Source organism: Paenibacillus sp. XY044 (genome assembly GCF_002257645.1).
Taxonomy (GTDB): domain Bacteria; phylum Bacillota; class Bacilli; order Paenibacillales; family Paenibacillaceae; genus Paenibacillus_AQ.
The window spans coordinates 104,015-122,710 of record NZ_NQMO01000005.1 but is presented as its reverse complement, the minus strand read 5'-3'; the positions used below and the strand labels follow the sequence as shown (position 1 = coordinate 122,710).

The 18,696-nt window shown below is 52.6% G+C and carries 21 protein-coding genes; all 21 read left to right on the top strand.

The window, feature by feature from the left end:
* Positions 1-12 precede the first annotated feature (12 nt).
* The 21 genes from wecB to fabZ all read left to right on the top strand — a co-directional run bounded on the left by wecB (position 13) and on the right by fabZ (position 18,685).
* Positions 13-1,173 (top strand): non-hydrolyzing UDP-N-acetylglucosamine 2-epimerase, encoded by a 1,161-nt coding sequence (wecB, locus tag CJP46_RS20445; RefSeq protein WP_094597485.1) that lies wholly within the window; start codon positions 13-15, stop codon positions 1,171-1,173.
* Positions 1,174-1,350: 177 nt separating this feature from the next.
* Positions 1,351-1,605 (top strand): AtpZ/AtpI family protein, encoded by a 255-nt coding sequence (locus CJP46_RS20440; protein WP_094597484.1) that lies wholly within the window; start codon positions 1,351-1,353, stop codon positions 1,603-1,605.
* On the top strand, positions 1,598-1,975 hold the full coding sequence (locus CJP46_RS20435) for an ATP synthase subunit I (RefSeq protein ID WP_094597483.1): 378 nt from the start codon (positions 1,598-1,600) through the stop codon (positions 1,973-1,975). Before CJP46_RS20440 ends, CJP46_RS20435 begins: the two co-directional genes overlap by 8 nt.
* 30 nt (positions 1,976-2,005) lie before the next feature.
* Positions 2,006-2,815, top strand: coding sequence for a F0F1 ATP synthase subunit A (gene atpB, locus CJP46_RS20430; protein WP_094597482.1), 810 nt, complete (start codon positions 2,006-2,008; stop codon positions 2,813-2,815).
* A gap of 89 nt (positions 2,816-2,904) precedes the next feature.
* Entirely contained in the window at positions 2,905-3,129 is a 225-nt protein-coding gene (gene atpE / locus CJP46_RS20425; protein WP_036706394.1) for a F0F1 ATP synthase subunit C, read from the top strand.
* A 142-nt stretch (positions 3,130-3,271) separates the two neighbouring features.
* The gene (atpF, locus tag CJP46_RS20420; RefSeq protein WP_094597481.1) at positions 3,272-3,760 is read left to right on the top strand and encodes a F0F1 ATP synthase subunit B; all 489 of its coding nucleotides are present in this window, start codon (positions 3,272-3,274) and stop codon (positions 3,758-3,760) included.
* Positions 3,757-4,305: a F0F1 ATP synthase subunit delta gene (locus tag CJP46_RS20415; RefSeq protein ID WP_094597480.1), complete on the top strand. Its 549-nt coding sequence runs from the start codon at positions 3,757-3,759 to the stop codon at positions 4,303-4,305. Before atpF ends, CJP46_RS20415 begins: the two co-directional genes overlap by 4 nt.
* Before the next feature lie 16 nt (positions 4,306-4,321).
* Positions 4,322-5,836 carry a F0F1 ATP synthase subunit alpha gene (atpA, locus tag CJP46_RS20410; protein ID WP_094597479.1) on the top strand — a complete coding sequence of 505 codons (1,515 nt, stop codon included), beginning with the start codon at positions 4,322-4,324 and terminating at the stop codon, positions 5,834-5,836.
* A gap of 147 nt (positions 5,837-5,983) precedes the next feature.
* Positions 5,984-6,847, top strand: a complete 864-nt coding sequence (gene atpG, locus CJP46_RS20405) for an ATP synthase F1 subunit gamma (protein ID WP_094597478.1) — start codon at positions 5,984-5,986, stop codon at positions 6,845-6,847.
* A 252-nt stretch (positions 6,848-7,099) separates the two neighbouring features.
* Entirely contained in the window at positions 7,100-8,503 is a 1,404-nt protein-coding gene (gene atpD / locus CJP46_RS20400; protein WP_094597477.1) for a F0F1 ATP synthase subunit beta, read from the top strand.
* A gap of 53 nt (positions 8,504-8,556) precedes the next feature.
* Positions 8,557-8,961 (top strand): F0F1 ATP synthase subunit epsilon, encoded by a 405-nt coding sequence (locus CJP46_RS20395; RefSeq protein WP_094597476.1) that lies wholly within the window; start codon positions 8,557-8,559, stop codon positions 8,959-8,961.
* Positions 8,962-9,304: 343 nt separating this feature from the next.
* Complete coding sequence (locus CJP46_RS20390) at positions 9,305-9,562, top strand: DUF1146 family protein (RefSeq protein ID WP_076174666.1); 258 nt, start codon at positions 9,305-9,307, stop codon at positions 9,560-9,562.
* Between the two features lie 398 nt (positions 9,563-9,960).
* The gene (gene murA / locus CJP46_RS20385) at positions 9,961-11,316 is read left to right on the top strand and encodes a UDP-N-acetylglucosamine 1-carboxyvinyltransferase (protein ID WP_094597475.1); all 1,356 of its coding nucleotides are present in this window, start codon (positions 9,961-9,963) and stop codon (positions 11,314-11,316) included.
* 543 nt (positions 11,317-11,859) lie between these two features.
* Positions 11,860-13,203, top strand: a complete 1,344-nt coding sequence (spoIID, locus tag CJP46_RS20380) for a stage II sporulation protein D (RefSeq protein ID WP_094597474.1) — start codon at positions 11,860-11,862, stop codon at positions 13,201-13,203.
* Between the two features lie 69 nt (positions 13,204-13,272).
* A complete protein-coding gene (locus CJP46_RS20375; protein ID WP_094597473.1) occupies positions 13,273-14,028 on the top strand; it encodes a M23 family metallopeptidase in 756 nt (251 codons plus the stop codon).
* Between the two features lie 247 nt (positions 14,029-14,275).
* Positions 14,276-14,563: a sporulation transcriptional regulator SpoIIID gene (gene spoIIID / locus CJP46_RS20370; protein ID WP_089549722.1), complete on the top strand. Its 288-nt coding sequence runs from the start codon at positions 14,276-14,278 to the stop codon at positions 14,561-14,563.
* Positions 14,564-14,795: 232 nt separating this feature from the next.
* Complete coding sequence (gene mreB / locus CJP46_RS20365; RefSeq protein WP_179281268.1) at positions 14,796-15,794, top strand: rod shape-determining protein; 999 nt, start codon at positions 14,796-14,798, stop codon at positions 15,792-15,794.
* 196 nt (positions 15,795-15,990) lie between these two features.
* Positions 15,991-16,875: a flagellar hook-basal body protein gene (locus CJP46_RS20360; RefSeq protein WP_094597471.1), complete on the top strand. Its 885-nt coding sequence runs from the start codon at positions 15,991-15,993 to the stop codon at positions 16,873-16,875.
* Between the two features lie 32 nt (positions 16,876-16,907).
* Complete coding sequence (locus tag CJP46_RS20355) at positions 16,908-17,732, top strand: flagellar hook-basal body protein (protein ID WP_094597470.1); 825 nt, start codon at positions 16,908-16,910, stop codon at positions 17,730-17,732.
* 10 nt (positions 17,733-17,742) lie between these two features.
* On the top strand, positions 17,743-17,961 hold the full coding sequence (locus tag CJP46_RS20350) for a DNA-directed RNA polymerase subunit beta (protein ID WP_094597469.1): 219 nt from the start codon (positions 17,743-17,745) through the stop codon (positions 17,959-17,961).
* Positions 17,962-18,247: 286 nt separating this feature from the next.
* Positions 18,248-18,685, top strand: a complete 438-nt coding sequence (fabZ, locus tag CJP46_RS20345) for a 3-hydroxyacyl-ACP dehydratase FabZ (RefSeq protein WP_076174644.1) — start codon at positions 18,248-18,250, stop codon at positions 18,683-18,685.
* The last annotated feature ends 11 nt before the right edge of the window (positions 18,686-18,696 follow it).

The window sequence follows — 18,696 nt, the reverse complement described above, 5'->3', positions numbered from 1 at the left end:
GAGGGGAACCCTATGTCAAAAATTAAAGTGATGACGATTTTCGGAGTGCGTCCGGAAGCCATCAAGATGGCTCCGCTCATTCTGGAGCTGCAGAGACATCCCGAACATATCGAATCCGTCGTATGCGTAACGGCCCAGCACCGTCAGATGCTGGATCAGGTGCTCGAGGTATTCAAGATTACCCCGGATTTCGATCTGGACGTCATGAAGGAGAACCAGACGCTGAACGAGGTGACGATACGCGTTCTGCAGGGCTTGGAGCCGGTTTTGAAAGAGGCCAAGCCTGATATCGTTCTGGTGCACGGAGACACGCTGACGACCTTCCTGGCCAGCTATGCGGCCTTCCTGCAGAAGATCCAGGTAGGACATGTCGAAGCCGGCCTGAGAACGTGGAACAAGCTCTCCCCTTATCCGGAGGAGATGAACCGGCAGCTGACCGGCGTGCTCGCCGATCTTCATTTTGCCCCGACGGACTGGTCTGCAGGCAACCTGAAGAAAGAGAACAAGAACGAGTCCCATATTTACGTGACGGGCAATACCGTTACCGACGTGTTCCAGTACACCGTCAAATCGGATTACCACCATCCCGTGCTCGACTGGGCGCAAGGCAAACGGCTGATCCTGATGACGGCGCACCGTCGCGAATCGCAGGGCGAGCCTCATCTGAACATCTTCCGTGCAGTGAAGCGGATCGCCGACGAATTCGACGATATCGCCATCGTGTATCCGGTCCATCCAAGCCCGGCGGTCAAAGAACCGGCGCATCAAATTTTGGGCAATCATCCAAGAATTAAGCTGATTGAACCACTGGATGTTGTAGACTTGCACAATTTTTATCCGCATACGCATCTGATCTTGACGGATTCCGGTGGTCTTCAGGAAGAAGCTCCTTCCTTCGGCGTGCCGGTGCTGGTGCTCCGTGACACGACCGAACGTCCGGAAGGCATCGAGGCGGGAACGCTCGAGCTGGTCGGAACGGATGAGGAACAAGTGTACGGTCGGACGAAGCATTTGTTGACCGATCAGGAGGCTTATAACGCGATGAGCGGCGCCGCAAACCCTTACGGAGACGGCAAAGCATCCCAGCGGATCGTGGACGCGATTTTGCATCATTTTGGCAGCAAAAATGAACGCCCAGAACAATTTCACAGAATGTTCACAAAGGAAAGTTAAGCCATATTCTGAGGGCAAAGAGTACAGCATACAGTTAAACTGTACGGTTGACACGGATTTGCGGGCTTTTTGCAGTGATTAAAGTCACATTTTCATCCGGTTTCGACACGGATTTGTTCAATTGACAAACTCTCGGGTCATTCAGTAAAATGAACTGGGATTAGAGGGTGGACAGAGATGAATCAACCTGAAAAGCCGCAAAAATCCAATAAAAATGCTGCAAGCCCTCTGAAGTATGCGGGCCTTGTAAGCGCCATCGGGATCGATCTTGCCGCATGTACTTTAGGGGGCTTTTATCTCGGCTCTTGGCTGGACAAGATTTGGGGAGGACCCGGACTCTGGATCGCATTCGGAGTTTTGCTGGGTCTGGCGATCGGCGGCGTAAGCGTTTTTATGATCACCAAGGCAGTCATGGGGGAAAGTGATGAGTGAACTATGGAAATACCGCAGGGTATTGACTAGAGCGACACTTTATTTCCTGGCTCTTTGCTTCTTGGGTGCTGCTGTCTTCCCGCAATACCGGAGTATAGCGCTGGGTATGGTGCTTGGCTCCAGTGTCAGCCTTGCTAACAGCTTTTACTTGGGCTATAAAGTGCAAAAAGTGTTGGATTCAGTCGAAGGCGGGGGTAGCAAGAGAGTAAATATGGGTTTTCTGACCCGTGCAGCCCTCAGTGTGCTGGCCGTCGTTTTGGCCTACAAAAGGCCGGAGACGTTTAACCTGTATGCCGTAGCGGCAACACTGGTATTGGCACAGTTTCTTCTCTTATTCATAGGGATTCGATTGTCTCGTAAACAGGAGTAGACCTTCAACTGAGAAAGGGGTGAGAAAAACATGCATACATCACCGATTATTGAATTGGGCGGCATAAGATTCGACCTTTCCGCAATTCTGATGCTGATTGTGACCTGTGTGATCGTGTTTGTGATCGCAAAGCTGGCAACCCGTAATTTGTCAGTCGAAAACCCGGGGAAATTGCAGAATTTCATGGAATGGACAGTGGAATTCGTCCAGAACCTGATTTCAAGCACGATGGATTGGAAGAAAGGCAAGCACTTTCTGTCCCTTGGATTGACGTTTATTATGTTTATCTTTGTTGGCAACATGCTGGGACTTCCCTTTGGTATCGTAACAGACTTCCATGATGCAGGACACGCGCACATCTTCGGTAAAGAAATCGTTTCTGTCACCGAAGAATTTGCAAAGCATCCGGATGTGGAAGAAGTCGGTGTGGCTTGGTGGAAATCGCCGACGGCTGATGCTTCGGTGACCATGGCACTGGCATTGATCGTATTCTTGCTTTCGCACTTCCTGGGAATAACCAAGAATACAAAGAGCTATTTTAAGCACTATTTCCAACCTTATTGGTTCTTCTTCCCGATCAACGTTATCGAGCAGTTTGCGAAGCTGCTGACGCAGGGCATGCGTCTATTCGGTAACATCTTCGCGGGTGAAGTTCTGATCTCGGTTCTGTTGAAACTGACCGCACTCGGCGTAGGCGGATATATCGCTTCCGCGCTCGGTCTCGTCGTTTGGCAGGGCTTCAGTATTTTCGTCGGCGCCATCCAGGCTTTCGTCTTTACGATCCTGACGATGGTTTATATCTCTCAGATGATCGAGAGCCACGACGAGCACGAACATTAGCTTCAAAGTTAAGCTTGGGGTTTTCTACCTTCACTCTTAACTAAACATAAATAATAATAAAATACACATCTCTAAGGAGGATTTTACAAATGGGAGTTTGGGCATTTCTTGCAGCTGCGATTGCAGTAGGTTTGGGCGCACTTGGCGCAGGTATTGGTAACGGTCTGATCGTAAGTAAAACGGTTGAAGGTATCGCTCGTCAGCCAGAAGCGAAATCCACGCTTCAAACGACAATGTTTATCGGTGTAGGTCTGGTCGAAGCCCTTCCAATCATCGGTGTAGTACTCGCGTTCTTGTTCTACGCAGGAGCTTAATCTAAGCAGTAAGGTTTGGCGGGGAAGGCCACGGCCATCCGCGCCTTCTTTTTAGCTGTCAGGTAAGGAAGGTTCTTGTACCCTTCCTTACTTGATTGTCTGATGAACAAGACTGAACGTGCACCGGAAAGGAGTGACTAGATTGAGTATTAACTACGCGTCTTTCTTTATCGCATTGATTGCGTTTGTGATTCTGTATTTGCTTCTGAACAAATACGCTTTCGGTCCGTTGTTCTCCATCATGGAGAAGCGCCGCGAGCTCGTGACGAGTCAAATGAACGAAGCGGCACAAACCCGCGAACAAGCCATTGCTTACGTTGAGGAGCAGAAACAGGCTCTGGAAAATGCGCGCAAAGAGGCTTACGACATTATCGAACAATCCAGACAAACGAGCAACAAGCAGGCTGACCAAATCATGGAACAAGCCAAGGTGGAAGCTTCTCGTATTAAAGAGGACGCTGTCCGCGATATCGCAAGCGAAAAGAACAAGGCGGTTCAGGAGCTGCGCAGCGAGCTGGGCGCCGTATCCGTAAAGATCGCATCCAAGCTGCTTGAGAAGGAAGTCAGCAGCGACAAAGCGCAGGAAGAGCTCGTGGACCAGTACCTTAAAGAGGTAGGGGGCAGACCATGAGCCGGGAAACAATAGCAGCCAAGCGTTATGCGAAGGCGCTGTTTGAAGTGGCTGCGCAGCAGCAGAAAACGCTGGAAGTGGAAGAGGAACTGAAGGCTGTCGTCGGCGCGATTACGCAAAACGACGATATTCGCAAATTTATCTCCACGCCCAACATTGCCGTAACGGTGAAACTGGATGTGCTGAAGAAGGCCCTTCAAGATAAAGTATCCCAGCCGGTCATGAACACTGTTGACATGCTGATTGAGCGGGGCCGAGCGGATCTGTTCGCCGACCTGCTGGAGAGCTACGTCCGGATCGAAGGCGAAAGCCTTGGACTTGCGGATGCCACGGTGTACTCCACCTATCCGCTGAGCGACCAGGAGATCGAAACGGTTACCGCGGAGTTTGGAGCATTGGCTAAGAAGAAAATTCGCGTAAACAACGTGATTGATAAAAATCTGCTCGGCGGTGTAAAAGTCGTCATCGGCGATATGCTGTACGACGGCAGTTTGGCAGGGAAGCTGGAACGGCTTGAAAAGTCTTTTAACAGACTAGCACAGTAGATAGGGGTGAAGACACTTGAGTATCAGACCTGAAGAAATCAGTACGCTGATTAAAAGTCAAATTGAACAATATAAATCTGACATCGAAGTGGCCGAAGTCGGCACCGTTATTCAAGTAAGCGACGGTATCGCCCGTATTCACGGGATCGACAATGTTATGGCCGGTGAGCTCGTCGAGTTTGCCAACGGTGTCGTAGGCCTTGCGCTGAACTTGGAAGAAAGCAACGTAGGTGTCGTTATCCTCGGACCTTACACGGAAATTAAAGAAGGCGACCAAGTGAAGCGTACCGGACGCATCATGCAGGTTCCCGTTGGGGAAGCCCTGCTCGGACGCGTCGTGAACCCTCTGGGTCAGCCAGTGGACGGCAAAGGACCGATCGAAGCTTCTGCTTACCGTCCGGTTGAGAGCAGCGCACCAGGCGTTATCGACCGTAAATCGGTTCATGAGCCGATGCAAACCGGTATCAAAGCGATTGACGCTCTCGTTCCAATTGGCCGCGGACAGCGCGAGCTGATTATCGGTGACCGTCAAACGGGTAAAACCCAAATCGCGATCGATACGATCATTAACCAAAAAGGCAATGGCGTGAAATGTATCTATGTCGCCATCGGCCAAAAGCAATCGACGGTTGCGCACGTCGTGGAAAACCTTCGCCGTCACGGCGCTCTGGACTACACGATCGTCGTTACCGCTTCGGCTTCCGAGCCTTCTCCGCTCTTGTACATCGCTCCTTATGCGGGCTGTGCAATGGGTGAGTACTTCATGTACAAAGGCGAGCATGCCTTGATCATCTATGATGACTTGTCGAAGCAGGCAGCGGCATACCGCGAATTGTCCCTGCTCCTCAAACGTCCTCCAGGCCGCGAAGCTTATCCTGGTGACGTATTCTATCTGCATTCCCGTTTGCTGGAGCGCGCGGCGAAACTGTCCGATGAACTCGGCGGTGGTTCATTAACCGCTCTGCCTTTCATTGAAACACAGGCGTCCGACGTATCCGCATATATCCCAACCAACGTTATTTCGATCACGGACGGACAGATCTTCCTTGAATCCGAACTGTTCTATGCTGGACAGCGTCCGGCGATCAACGTAGGTATTTCCGTATCCCGGGTAGGTAGCTCCGCGCAGCTCAAGGCGATGAAGAAAGTCGCCGGCGGTTTGAAGCTGGATCTGGCCCAATACCGCGAGCTTCAAGCGTTCTCCCAATTCGGATCCGACCTTGACAAATCCACGCTGGCCCGTTTGAACCGTGGTGCGAGACTGATGGAAATCCTCAAGCAGGGTGTTAACCAGCCGCTCAGCGTTGAGCAGCAGGTAGTCAGCTTGTACACGGCAGTCAGAGGACACCTGGACGACATTCCTGTCGGCGACATCCGTCGTTTCGAGAGCGAATTCCTGGCGTTCCTTGAAAGCAACCATCCTGAGATCATGGCATCCATCCGCGATACCAAAGATCTGGTTGCCGACAACGAAACGGCTCTGAAAGCGGCTATTGATAAATTTAAAAGAGGCTTTGCTGTGATGGCGTAAGCCTGGACGTGAACCGGGCCGCAAGGCTCGGGTTCATCTTTTTAAGATATGCGCATCGAAGTCGGCTTTGACGACGTCAAAGCTTAAGTGTTTGCTTACGAAGTAACTTTAGCTTTGACTTCGTCAAAGCTTGAAGGTGGTGAAAACATGGCAAGAGGATTACGCGAAATTAAACGTCAGATCAAAAGTATTCAAGGCACGAAGCAGATCACGAAGGCGATGGAAATGGTAGCAGCCTCCAAGCTGAGAAGAGCCCAGGAGATGGCCCAGCATTCCCGTCCTTACTCCGAGAAACTGAAGGAAGTGGTCTCCAGCATCGCGTCCGGTACCAAAGGCATCAAGCATCCGATGTTTGAGAAACGTCCCGTGAAGAAAACCGGATACTTGGTCATCACCTCCGACCGCGGTCTTGCGGGCGGTTCGAACGCCAACGTGTTGAAGCTTGTCTCGACGATGATTAAAGAACGCCATAAGTCCACGGACGAATACGAACTGTTCGTGATTGGACGGAAAGGCCGGGACTACATGCGCCGCAGAGAGCTTCCGATTGTGAAAGAGGTTACGGATTTGTCCGATACGCCATCGTTTGCCGACATCAAGTCGATCGCTTCCGCAGCGGTCCGCGAATTTGAGGAAGGCAAAATCGATGAGCTGTACGTCATCTATAACCGCTTCGTGAACGCGTTGACGCAAATTCCGGAAGCCAATCTGCTCCTGCCGATGGACAGCATGGAATCCGCGGCTTCTCCGGTTGCCAGCTACGAATACGAGCCGTCTCCGGAAGCCGTCCTGGAGGCGCTGCTTCCTAAATACGCCGAAACCTTAATCTTCAGCGCACTGCTGGACGCCAAAGCCAGTGAGCTGGGTGCGAAGATGACGGCCATGGGCGCGGCTACGAAGAATGCGACCAAGCTGATCAACGAATTGACGCTGTCGTACAACCGTGCGCGTCAGGCGGCGATCACGCAGGAAATTACGGAAATCGTGTCTGGTGCGAACGCTCAGGCGTAAGAGTTTTAACCATTGCTTTATTTTCGGATATCCGTTGTTTTATATCCCGGTGGTGCTTTTCAGCTTCTGCAGAGGAGCACTACTTGGGTTCAAACAGCAAATTCATCCTTAATCGGTCTGTCGGCTTCGGTTACCTGCGATAGACATGATCTATATTTCATGATAGAACCTTGCACGGAGCATACCGTTAAGCCGGATGGCTTACGATTTAGGTTTGCGAATAGAGCAGACTTGTAGGAGGGAACAAAAAAGATGAACAAAGGACGCGTTGTCAGCATTATGGGTGCGGTTGTCGACATCGAATTCGAAAGAGGTCAACTACCGGAAATCTACAATGCAATTAAAGTTGAGGGCACAGTCGCTGGCGGACGCCAGATTGACTTGACTCTGGAAGCTTCAAACCATCTGGGCGATAACATGGTGCGCTGTATTGCCATGTCCTCGACCGATGGACTCGTTCGTGGCTTGGAGGCTGTGGATTTGGGAGGCCCAATCACAGTTCCGGTAGGATCCGCTACCCTTGGACGCGTATTTAACGTGTTGGGTCAGCCAATCGATGAAGCAGGCGAAGTGGCTTCCGAGGTTTCCAGCCCGATTCACCGTGAAGCTCCGAAATATGACGAACTGTCGACCCAAGCGGAAATGCTGGAGACAGGGATCAAAGTTATTGACCTTCTCGCTCCTTACCAAAAGGGCGGTAAAGTCGGTCTCTTCGGTGGTGCCGGTGTAGGTAAAACCGTTGCAATCCAGGAATTGATCAACAACATCGCTCAGGAACACGGCGGTATCTCCGTATTTGCGGGTGTAGGTGAACGTACCCGTGAAGGTAACGACCTGTACCACGAGATGAGCGATTCCGGCGTTATCAGCAAGACGGCGATGGTATTCGGTCAAATGAACGAACCACCGGGAGCCCGTCTTCGCGTAGCATTGACAGGTCTGACGATGGCCGAATATTTCCGTGATCAAGAAGGCAAAGACGTGCTGCTGTTTATCGATAACATTTTCCGCTTTACCCAAGCGGGTTCCGAAGTATCCGCCCTCCTCGGACGGATGCCTTCCGCGGTAGGTTACCAGCCAACGCTGGCTACCGAGATGGGTCAGCTTCAAGAGCGGATCACTTCCACGAAAAAAGGTTCGGTTACGTCGATCCAGGCGATCTATGTGCCTGCGGATGACTATACTGACCCGGCTCCAGCTACAACGTTCGCCCACTTGGACGCAACGACAAACCTGGAGCGTAAAATTTCCGAGATGGGTATCTATCCGGCGGTGGACCCGCTGGCATCGAGCTCCCGTATCCTGACGCCTGAAATCCTGGGCGAAGAGCACTACAACGTCGCACAAGGCGTTAAGCGTCTCCTGGCCCGTTACAACGAGCTTCAGGATATCATCGCCATCCTCGGTATGGATGAGCTTAGCGAGGACGACAAGCTGATCGTGGGCCGTGCCCGCAGAGTGCAGCGTTTCTTGTCCCAGCCATTCCACGTGGCCGAGGCGTTTAACGGCATGCCGGGGATTTATGTACCGGTTAAGGAAACGATTCGCAGTTTCAAGGAAATTCTCGAAGGCAAGCACGACGACCTTCCTGAAGCAGCCTTCCTCTTCGTTGGAACGATTGAACAAGCCGTAGAAAAAGCGAAGACGTTGGAATAGTATCCTGCCGGGAGCAAGCCGCTTCCGAAGTGAGCATTCAGGGAGGGATGTAAGTGAGCACCTTTTTATTGGAAATCGTCACACCGGACCACGTGGCTTATTCCGGAGAGGTGGACAGCCTGGTTGTACGCGGTGTGGAGGGTGAGCTCGGCATTCTGCCGAACCACATTCCGATGGTCACCCCGCTGCGGGTTGCTCCGATTGCCGTGACGAACGGCAAGAAAACTACCGAGATTGCGGTTAACGGCGGCTTTGTTGAAGTACGCAAAGACAAAGTTGTCGTTCTGGCTGAGAGCGCAGAGCTTCCTGAAGAGATCGATGTTGAACGCGCACGTGCCGCCAAAGAGCGCGCCGAGCGCCGTTTGGCAGCGGGCAAGCAGGATCAGATCGATTTCCGCCGTGCGGAAATGGCCCTGCAGAAAGCAATGAACCGGATCAATGTGGCCGGTCATAAATAATAGTAAAGAGAGCCTGTCTCGTTAAAGAGACAGGCCTTTTTATTGATACGGGTAAGCGCATGAAGGTATAGATCCTTGGAAACAAGGGGATTCTTCACTCATACATCCCGGAACTCCTTTTAGAACATCGGCGCTTACTAGTCCAAATGACCTATTTATTTCCGAGGAAATTAGACAGAAAGCGCTTTACGATAAATTATTTTAAAATAACGGATTTGGAACTGGATTCTTGAGGTCAAGGCAAGTATTATATAATAGTCCCTTGATGAGCTTGGTTGCCGGAAGGGACACTGCAGCGTTCATCGTTCTTCTTTTTAATCCAAGTGATGATGGAGGTAAGGGCATGGATTCGGACGTATCACAGAACATATCAAGCACCATCGGAGTCAGCGGTCTGATGTCCATTGTGGTGTCTTTGTTCTGCATCGGTTTGTCTTGGTGGGCACTCCAGAACCTGAAGCTGGATCTGTTTATCAGGCATCCTAAGGGAGCTCAGGGTAAACTGCTGCAGCTGCTGCTGGCGGTAGTTCTGGGGCATTTCGTTGCCAAGTTTCTGCTCGACTATATTGGCTGGAGCAACATGATCCGGTATATGTTTTAACAGGACAACGTTTGGTTATATCACTGGTAGGCTGCTTATAGGACTTCAGCAACCGGACGCGGTTGAAAGATGTCGAATAATAACATTTTTTTATGTCAACAATGAAAAAGAACAGTTTAGGTAAGGCTAGCGGTTCCACTTGCCATGGATGGCGAGAAAGCCTTACACGTTTAAAAAAATGTGGACATGGAGCCCGAAAAGTCTGATTTCGTAACTCATCCCGCCTAGCGTGCCCTGGGTACCGGCCGGCTTAAAGCGATAGTTCCTCCGGAGCATATTCGCCAAAAAACGCTTGTATCCGTCAAAAGGTCAGTGTTATGATGGAAGTTAGGGAATTAGCAATGTAATTTCTTGAATATCCAGAAATAATGGAAAAAATGGACGCGGAGGGAATCATGATGAGCAAATTTATCGTCCGCGGTGGCAATAAACTGACCGGAAGCGTGAAAGTCAGCGGGGCAAAAAATTCTGTTCTTCCGATCATCGCTGCCTCTCTTCTTGGGGAAGAAGGAGAAAGCATCATTATCGATGCGCCTCCTCTTGACGATGTAATTACAATCAGTAAAGTATTGGAATCCATAGGTGCAGTCATTACATATGAAAAGGATGTAATGAGGGTCAATGCCCAAACGATTACCTCATGTGAAGCGCCTTATGAGTGGGTGCGGAAGATGCGAGCGTCATTTCTGGTCATGGGTCCTCTGCTCACGAGAATGGGCCATACGCGAATTTCACTGCCGGGCGGGTGCGCCATCGGTACAAGACCTATTGATCAGCATTTGAAGGGTTTTGAAGCGCTGGGAGCCGAAATCAACCTGGGACATGGATACATTGAAGCGAAAAGTAATGGCAGACTGCGCGGGGCCAAGATCTATTTGGACGTGGCTAGCGTAGGTGCTACTGAAAATATTATGATGGCCGCCACGCTGGCTGAAGGCGTGACGGTGATCGAAAATGCGGCGAAAGAGCCGGAAATTGTCGATTTGGCGAACTACCTGAACGGTATGGGCGCGAAAGTGCGCGGCGCCGGTACCGGAGTCATCCGCATCGAAGGTGTGGAGAAGCTGCACGGTACTGAGCATACCGTCATTCCGGACCGGATCGAAGCAGGCACCTACATGGTGGCAGCCGCGATTACGGGCGGAGACGTATACGTTGAAGGCGCGATTCCGGACCATTTGGGCCCGGTGATTGCCAAGCTTGAGGAGATGGGCGTTGAGATCGAACCAGGCGAAAACGGCGTACGCGTGAAGGCGGATCACCCACTCAAAGCGGTTGATATTAAGACGCTGCCGTATCCGGGCTTCCCGACTGACATGCAGTCGCAAATGATGGCGCTGCTGCTTAAGTCGGAGGGCACGAGCGTCGTGACCGAAACCGTGTTCGAGAACCGTTTTATGCATGTGGATCAGTTCCAGCTGATGAATGCGGAGATCAAGGTAGAGGGCCGTACGGCCATCGTAACCGGCGGTGCCAAGCTGACGGGCGCCAAGGTATGCGCTACCGATCTTCGGGCCGGGGCAGCGTTGATTCTGGCGGGCCTCGTTTCGGAAGGAACGACAGAGGTCAGTGGAACGCATCATATCGACCGGGGTTACGTTCACCTGGCAGAGAAGCTGCAAGGCCTGGGAGCGGATATTTGGCGGATCTCCGTCGATGAGCCGACCTTAACTCAGCCGGCAGCGGCCAAGAAAGAGGCGGACAGCAAGGAAGAGGAAGTTAAGCTGGTGAACGTGCAGCCGACTTGGGTGTAAGTCCTTATTTGATCTTGTGATAGGCGGAACATTTACTGGAAACGATTCATTGTACTGTAAAGAAACAAATGGCCTTGAGTATGTGGCCATCCACCATAAGCAACCGAGAAAAGACCAGGCCCGTGCGGCCTGGTCTTTTCTGTCATTCTCTTTTCTGCGATTCCATCATGACCTTCATACTCTTCCTTATTATAATAAGAACATTTCAAAAGGGATGGGCACCATCCTACTCATTTTATTAGGCTATATTGATTAGCCCCATTCCATCCTTCTCCAGTGCAATTCGACCAACCTCTTTTGGGCAAGGCGCTGCCTATTTCTCCTCTTAAGGAATGAAAGGTTCCGATCCAAAAGGACAATCTCTGTTTCTCTTAAAAAGGGTTCTATCACTCTCAAGCCTCTCATAAGTATGAGTATCGGATGTGAACGGTGAAGACGGGAGCGGACTAAACTCGGCTTCCCATCGATTTCTGCCCGCCGCGCAGCCGGTATCCGGAAGGTCTAGTAACGAAGGACGAAGCATGGACGGAGGTTTGAGAGAATATGAAGGATCCACGCACACAATTAAAAATTCCCGTCGCTCCCAGAAGCGAAGCGCTCACGCCGGATGATCCGAGAAGCACGGCCCCGAAGCCGGGCAGGCCGCAGCTGACGCTGCTGCCCGGCAATGCTGCGCAGCCGCCAGAGGCTGCAGCGCCGGCCAGGCCGGAGCGCCAAAGCACGCTCCGGCCCGAAACCCCGGGCGCGCCTGGCGGCGCCCGGCACACCCCCGGGCGGCGCCCATGGACGCCGCCGCCAAGCCGCGGCCCGGCCAAAGGGCCGCGCCGCCCGGGCAGCGCCCGCAAGGTGCCCCCAGCCGCCCTGTGGGGGGCGGGCGGGGTGCTCGCATTGGCGCTGCTGCTGCCCACGCTGGTGGTGGTGACGACGAACCACCACCCAGCGCCGATGCCCGCGCCCATCCCGGCGCCGGCACCGGCCAAGCCAACCAAGCCGGCTGCGCCGCAAGCGGAGGCGCAGCTGCCGAACGTGTCCGTCTATCTGACGAAGACGGGACAAGTGGAAGTGCTGCCGATGGAAGACTACGTCACCGGCGTGCTGGCGGCCGAGATGCCGGCGGACTTTGAGCTCGAAGCGCTCAAAGCGCAGGCGATCGCGGCCCGCACCTTTATCGTCCGCCGCCTCGTCGACGGCGATATGAGCGGCGTGCCGGACCGCAAGGCCATGGTGACCGATACGGTCAGCCACCAGGCGTACATTTCCAAGGAAGTGTTAGACAAGGAGTGGAAGGGGCAGGGGAAAACTGCGGAGCTTGCTAAACTGCGCCGGGCGGTGCAGGAGACTCGCAATACGATCATGACGTATAAAGGCAAGCCGATTACGGCATCCTTTTTTTCTACCAGCAACGGGTATACCGAGAATTCGGAGGATTATTGGAAGGAAGACATTCCGTACCTCCGCAGCGTAGCCAGTCCTTGGGACAAAGCGTTGGCGCCGGGATATAAGGAAACGGTCACGATCAGCCGTAAAGATTTTCTCACGAAGCTTGGTTTGGCGGGACAAGCCATCACGGTATCAACGGGACAACCTTTTCTACAAGTCTTGTCTACGACGGAGGGGCACCGGATCAAAGAGATTTCCATCGGCGGACATGTCTTCAGCGGCCGGGAAGTGAGAGAGAAGCTGAACCTGCGCTCCAGCGAATTTTCTTGGGAGACTTCGGGCGCCGACATCCAGATCACCACATACGGATACGGGCATGGCGTCGGGATGAGCCAGTGGGGAGCGGACGGGATGGCCAAGGAAGGGTCCACCGCCACGCAAATTCTCAAACACTACTATACCGGCATCGACTTTATGCAAGCTTCAAAACTGCTCTCTAACATTTGAAAAAATAATATAAAGAGATACGTATAAAAGATTCCGCCCCGGTAACAATGTTACTGAGGTGATAAACATATGAATGAACAAAACAAAAGTAACCAAAACCACGGCGAAGCTCCTAAAAAAGTGCAAGGAGAGCCTGTAAATCAGCCTTCTTCGTGGAAAAAGCTGTTGTCCAAACGGTGGGTATACCCGGCAGCTTACGTGGCCGCAGCAGCAATTATACTAACCTTAGTGTGGGTCTACCAGGATACCAGCCAGAAGAACCTTACCCAAGACCCCGCTAATGTAACGGAGCAATCTACTACCGCTTCGAATGCTGCAGCCGGCAAGGACACTGCTACAGACGCCAAGGACAATGCTGTTGAAGTAACCGCCAATGCCGAAGGCATGGCTTGGCCGGTGGCGAATGCCAAAGACGTAAAAGTCGTGAAGCCGTTCTATGATGAAAATGGTAGCGAAGAAAATCATCAAGCCGCGATGGTTCAGTACGATGACACGTTCACTCCGAACGTCGGCGTCGACCTGGCCCGCGCAGATGACCAAGCATTTGACATCAAAGCCGCCCTCGGCGGAAAAGTAACTCGCGTCGACCTGAACCCGCCGTTGACCGGAACCGTGATTGAAATTACCCATGACAACAATCTGAAGACCGTATACCAAAGCCTCTCGGACGCCAAAGTTAAACTGGGCGACACCGTGAAGCAGGGAGATACGATCGGCACGGCCGGACGCAGCGAAATCGAGAAGGAACTGGGCAACCACGTACACTTTGAAGTGTATGACAATGGAACGCCGGTTAACCCGGAGACTGTTCTTCCGAAGCAATAACGTAAGGCTTTTCGCCAAACATGCAAAAAATAAGCCTAAAGGCAGGGATAATCCCTGCCTTTTTGTGTGCGATTCCTTGAGCATGCCGGGAATGCGCTTTGGGCAGAAACCCCGCTTTGCGGGGTTATTTTGCGCTGCCCGCAAAAATAAATGGGCCTTGCGGAGCTTGTCAGGCTTGGAAAGCGCGAATATATAGGCACGCCCCTCATATAATGTACCAAACTATCCACAGTAGGGAGGCGGGAACGTGCACGATTACATCAAAGAACGGACCATTAAAATTGGTCGTTGTATCGTGGAAACGAGACACACGGTCCGGACCATTGCCAAGGAATTTGGCGTATCGAAGAGCACAGTGCATAAGGATTTGACCGAACGTTTGCCGGAAATCAATCCCGATCTGGCTGATCAGGTTAAGCACATTCTTGAATACCACAAATCGATCCGTCATCTCCGGGGAGGCGAAGCGACCAAGATTAAGTATAAAAAGACCAGCGGGAAGAAACGGGAAGCCGTCGCTTCCGCCAAAGCCTGACCTGCTGGGCTTCCGGGCCCGGTTCATATGAACTTGCGTCAGGGCACACCTGTGCCCATTGTATCCCTCCCCTGAAGTATGATATGTTAAAAGATGGTATAAGGTCGAAAAATGTGATCCCTTTTTCCCAAAAATACATAACTTCCTGCCACATTCTGTCGAAATGGGACTTCGATAAGCGGTAACGGGGACTCTTTTACCATAAAATAATACTTTGGGGGCTCTTTTCATGATGTTTAGCAAGGATATTGGAATTGATCTTGGCACGGCCAACGTGCTGATTCATGTCAAAGGGAGGGGGGTTGTACTCAACGAGCCTTCTGTCGTGACGATCGAAAGCGAAACCAAAAGAGTCCTTGCCGTCGGGGAAGAAGCCCGGAGAATGGTTGGCCGCACGCCCGGCAATATCGTGGCGATTCGTCCGCTGCGCGATGGGGTCATTGCGGATTTTGCAATTACGGAAGCGATGCTGAAGTACTTCATCAGCAGTGTGGGAGGACGCAGCTGGAGCAGCCGGCCGCGGATTCTGATCTGCGCACCTACGAATATTACCTCCGTTGAACAGAAGGCCATCCGGGAAGCCGCCGAGCGAAGCGGGGCCAAGGATGTGTTCCTGGAAGAAGAACCGAAAGCTGCAGCCATTGGCGCGGGTATGGATATTTATCAGCCGAGCGGCAATATGGTCGTCGATATCGGCGGCGGAACGACGGATGTAGCCGTCCTGTCTATGGGCGACGTCGTTACCGCCTCTTCTATTAAAATGGCGGGGGACAAGTTCGACGAAGCCATCGTGAGGTATATTAAAAATAAATACAAGCTGCTCATCGGTGAACGCACCTCGGAGGATATCAAGATCAAGGTAGGCACCGTCCGTCCGGGCGGACGCCAGGATGAGATCGATATCCGTGGGCGCGACATGGTCAGCGGGCTGCCGCTTACCGTGACAGTCTCTTCCAACGAAGTTCAGGAAGCGCTGTGGGAACCGGTCTCGATGATCGTGGCTGCTGCCAAGTCGGTGCTGGAACGGACGCCTCCCGAGCTGTCCGCCGACATTATCGACCGCGGCGTCATTCTCACCGGCGGAGGTGCTTTGCTTGACGGGCTGGACGAGCTGCTCGCCGATGAACTGCACGTACCGGTGCTGATCGCAGAGGACCCGATGCATTGTGTCGTTAAGGGCACCGGACTGATGCTTGATCACTTGGACAAGGTCACCAAAAAAGCGTTCTAATCATACTTCCCCGGCCATGGGCCAGTTGAGCTTTGGAACTCTAAAAAAACCCGGACCAACGTCCGATATATGTACTAAGGATCGCGGGCTCTGAGGAGCCCGTTTATATAGATCGACGATGCCACTATATTATATGAAGATAAAATTTTAATTACCCAGTGTACAAGCACATGAAACAGGGAGGGACCCCATCTCAATGCTGAGAGGACTTTACACCGCCGCTGCCGGCATGATGACGCAGCAGAGCCGCCATGACACCGCCGTCCAAAATATTGCCAATATCAATACCCCCGGTTACAAGCAGGTGAATAGCGTAGCCCGTTCGTTCCCCGAGGTGCTGATTTCGATGATCGGCGGGGGAGCGGAAAATCCGAACCCGCAGATCGGCAAGCTGAACACGGGCGTTTTTGCTGAAGAAAGCTTGTCCATGTACCAGCAGGGCGTCATCACGGAGAGCGAGAAGCCGACCGATTTTGCGCTGGTGTCCGATATCGAAGTCACCGATCCGGCGACGGGCCAGAACATTCCGTTTGACGCATCCGGCAAGTATGTCGATGCGGACGGCAATGTGACCTACAAGCCGGAGGCGTACTTTACCGTCCGCAACGCGGATGGGGAAATCGGATATACAAAGGACGGCAGCTTCCAGGTCACTCCGGACGGCTTGCTGCTGACTTCGGCTGGATACCAGGTATTGGATGCCAATAATCAGCCGATTCGGTTGACAGGCTCGGTGGACAGCCTTAAAGTGAACGAGCAGGGGTTTATTGTGAATCCCGCAACGGGTGCGCCCGGAACAACACGGCTCGGCATTGCCGTCGTGGGGCAGCCCGGCCAGATGGTGCGCACGGGTGACGGATTGTTCAAGGTGGATGATACCGCAGCTGCCGGAGTCCGCGCATTGGGTAACACCGACCGCGTAGAAGTGCGGCAGCATTATTTGGAGCAGTCCAACGTGGATTCCTCTGCGGCGGTCGTAGACATGAACACGGCGCTTCGGGCCTATGAGGCCAATCAAAAGGTCGTGCAATTTTATGATAAAAGTTTGGACAAGGCTGTCAACGAGGTCGGCAAGGTATAGAGGATGCTACGCACTAGGGAGGGTGGACGTAAATGAATAACTCCATGATCAGCGCGATGGTATCCATGAATGCGTTACAGCGGAAGCTGGACGTGATCGCGGATAACATCGCCAACATCGATACGGACGGGTACAAACGGAAGGAGAGTTCCTTCGAGGACGTGCTGACGACGGTAACGCAGCAGCCGGACGGCTTCAAGCAGAACGGACGGGTTTCCGCGCTTGGATACACGAACGGTTTTGGCATGCGGATGACGGAAATCACCCGGGATATGCAGCAGGGACCGCTGAATCAGACGGGCAATCCGATGGATCTCGCCATTGAAGGCACGGGCCTGTTTGCGGTCGAAGCGGGCGGACGTACGGCTTATACCCGGGAAGGCGCCTTCCATTTTGTGCCCGATCCCGACCCTGCCAAGCCGGATAACATGGTGCTGGTCAACAATCAGGGGTATTTCGTTCTGGATGCGGACGGCAAACAGATCTCCGTTGCGAATGATGCCAAGGTAGCCTTTGATAAGGACGGACGCCTGATGGTGTCGGATGCGACCGGGACAACCGCCGTGACTACCATTCAGTTGGCGTCGCCGGTCCGCCCGGATGCGCTCGTGCAGATGGACGGCAACCTGTTTGTCATTCCCGCCAACCTGACGAAAGCTCAGGTGTTCGGCAATGCCCCTTATACCGCAGCCGCCTCCGGGACAACCATCCGTTCGGGATATTTGGAACAGTCAAATGTCGATTATGCGCAAGAAATAACGGATATGATGCAGGCGCAGCGCGCTTATCAGCTATCCGCCCGGGCACTGACATCCAGCGACACGATGATGAATCTGGCGAACAATATCCGTGGATAGGAGTTCTGCAATGAGTGAGAAAACCCAAGCAGCTGTCAAAGCGAAACCGGCCGTGCGGAAGACGGCAAGATGGAGAATCGTCATCCGCTGGATGATTCCGCTGTTTCTGCTGCTCGCTCTGGTTGGCGGGATGACCTTCGGTTATGTCTTTATCGGCAAACAGAGCCTGTCCGAGGTGTTTCAATGGAAGACTTGGCAGCATGTGATCGATTTGGTATTTGCGCCATGACGGCGCTTCTAACCGCTGACTTTTGACAGAAAACTCCTTCCATTCGGGAGTTTTCTTTTTTTGCTCGGAAAATGTATAATGATGGGGGACTTGCGAAGCCCATACAAAAGGGCCTCCCCCGTGCCGTTCATCAGGATCGGCATACCGGAGAAAGGCCCCTTATCTGAACCTTCACTTCTGCAGAGGGTGAAGGATAGTTTAATTTTTACCGAAATCTATGGATTTTATGCAGTATAACCCTTGAAAGTTGCGGTGATTTGTCTATTTTGAAAGGAGTTTGAGAGACGTGCTTAACGTGAAAGAAATTCAGGAGATCATCCCACACCGGCCTCCGTTTTTGCTGGTGGACCGCATTATCGAGATGGAAGTTGGCAAACGTGCGGTCGGGATCAAGAACGTTACCATTAATGAGCCTTTCTTTATCGGCCACTTTCCGGAGTATCCCGTGATGCCGGGCGTGCTGATCACCGAGGCGCTGGCGCAGGTTGGGGCAGCCGCCATTTTGAAGGAAGAGAGCAACCGGGGCAAAATCGGCTTTCTGGCCGGTCTCGACAACTTCCGCTTCCGTGGGCAAGTGGTGCCTGGCGATACGCTTCGCCTTGAGGTGGAGATTACCCGCTTGAAAGGAAGCATCGGAAAGGGACACGCCGTAGCCAAGGTCGACGATAAAGTGGTCGCTGAAGGCGACATCATGTTCGCCCTGTCCGACCCCGCACAATCTTAAGTACGATCATT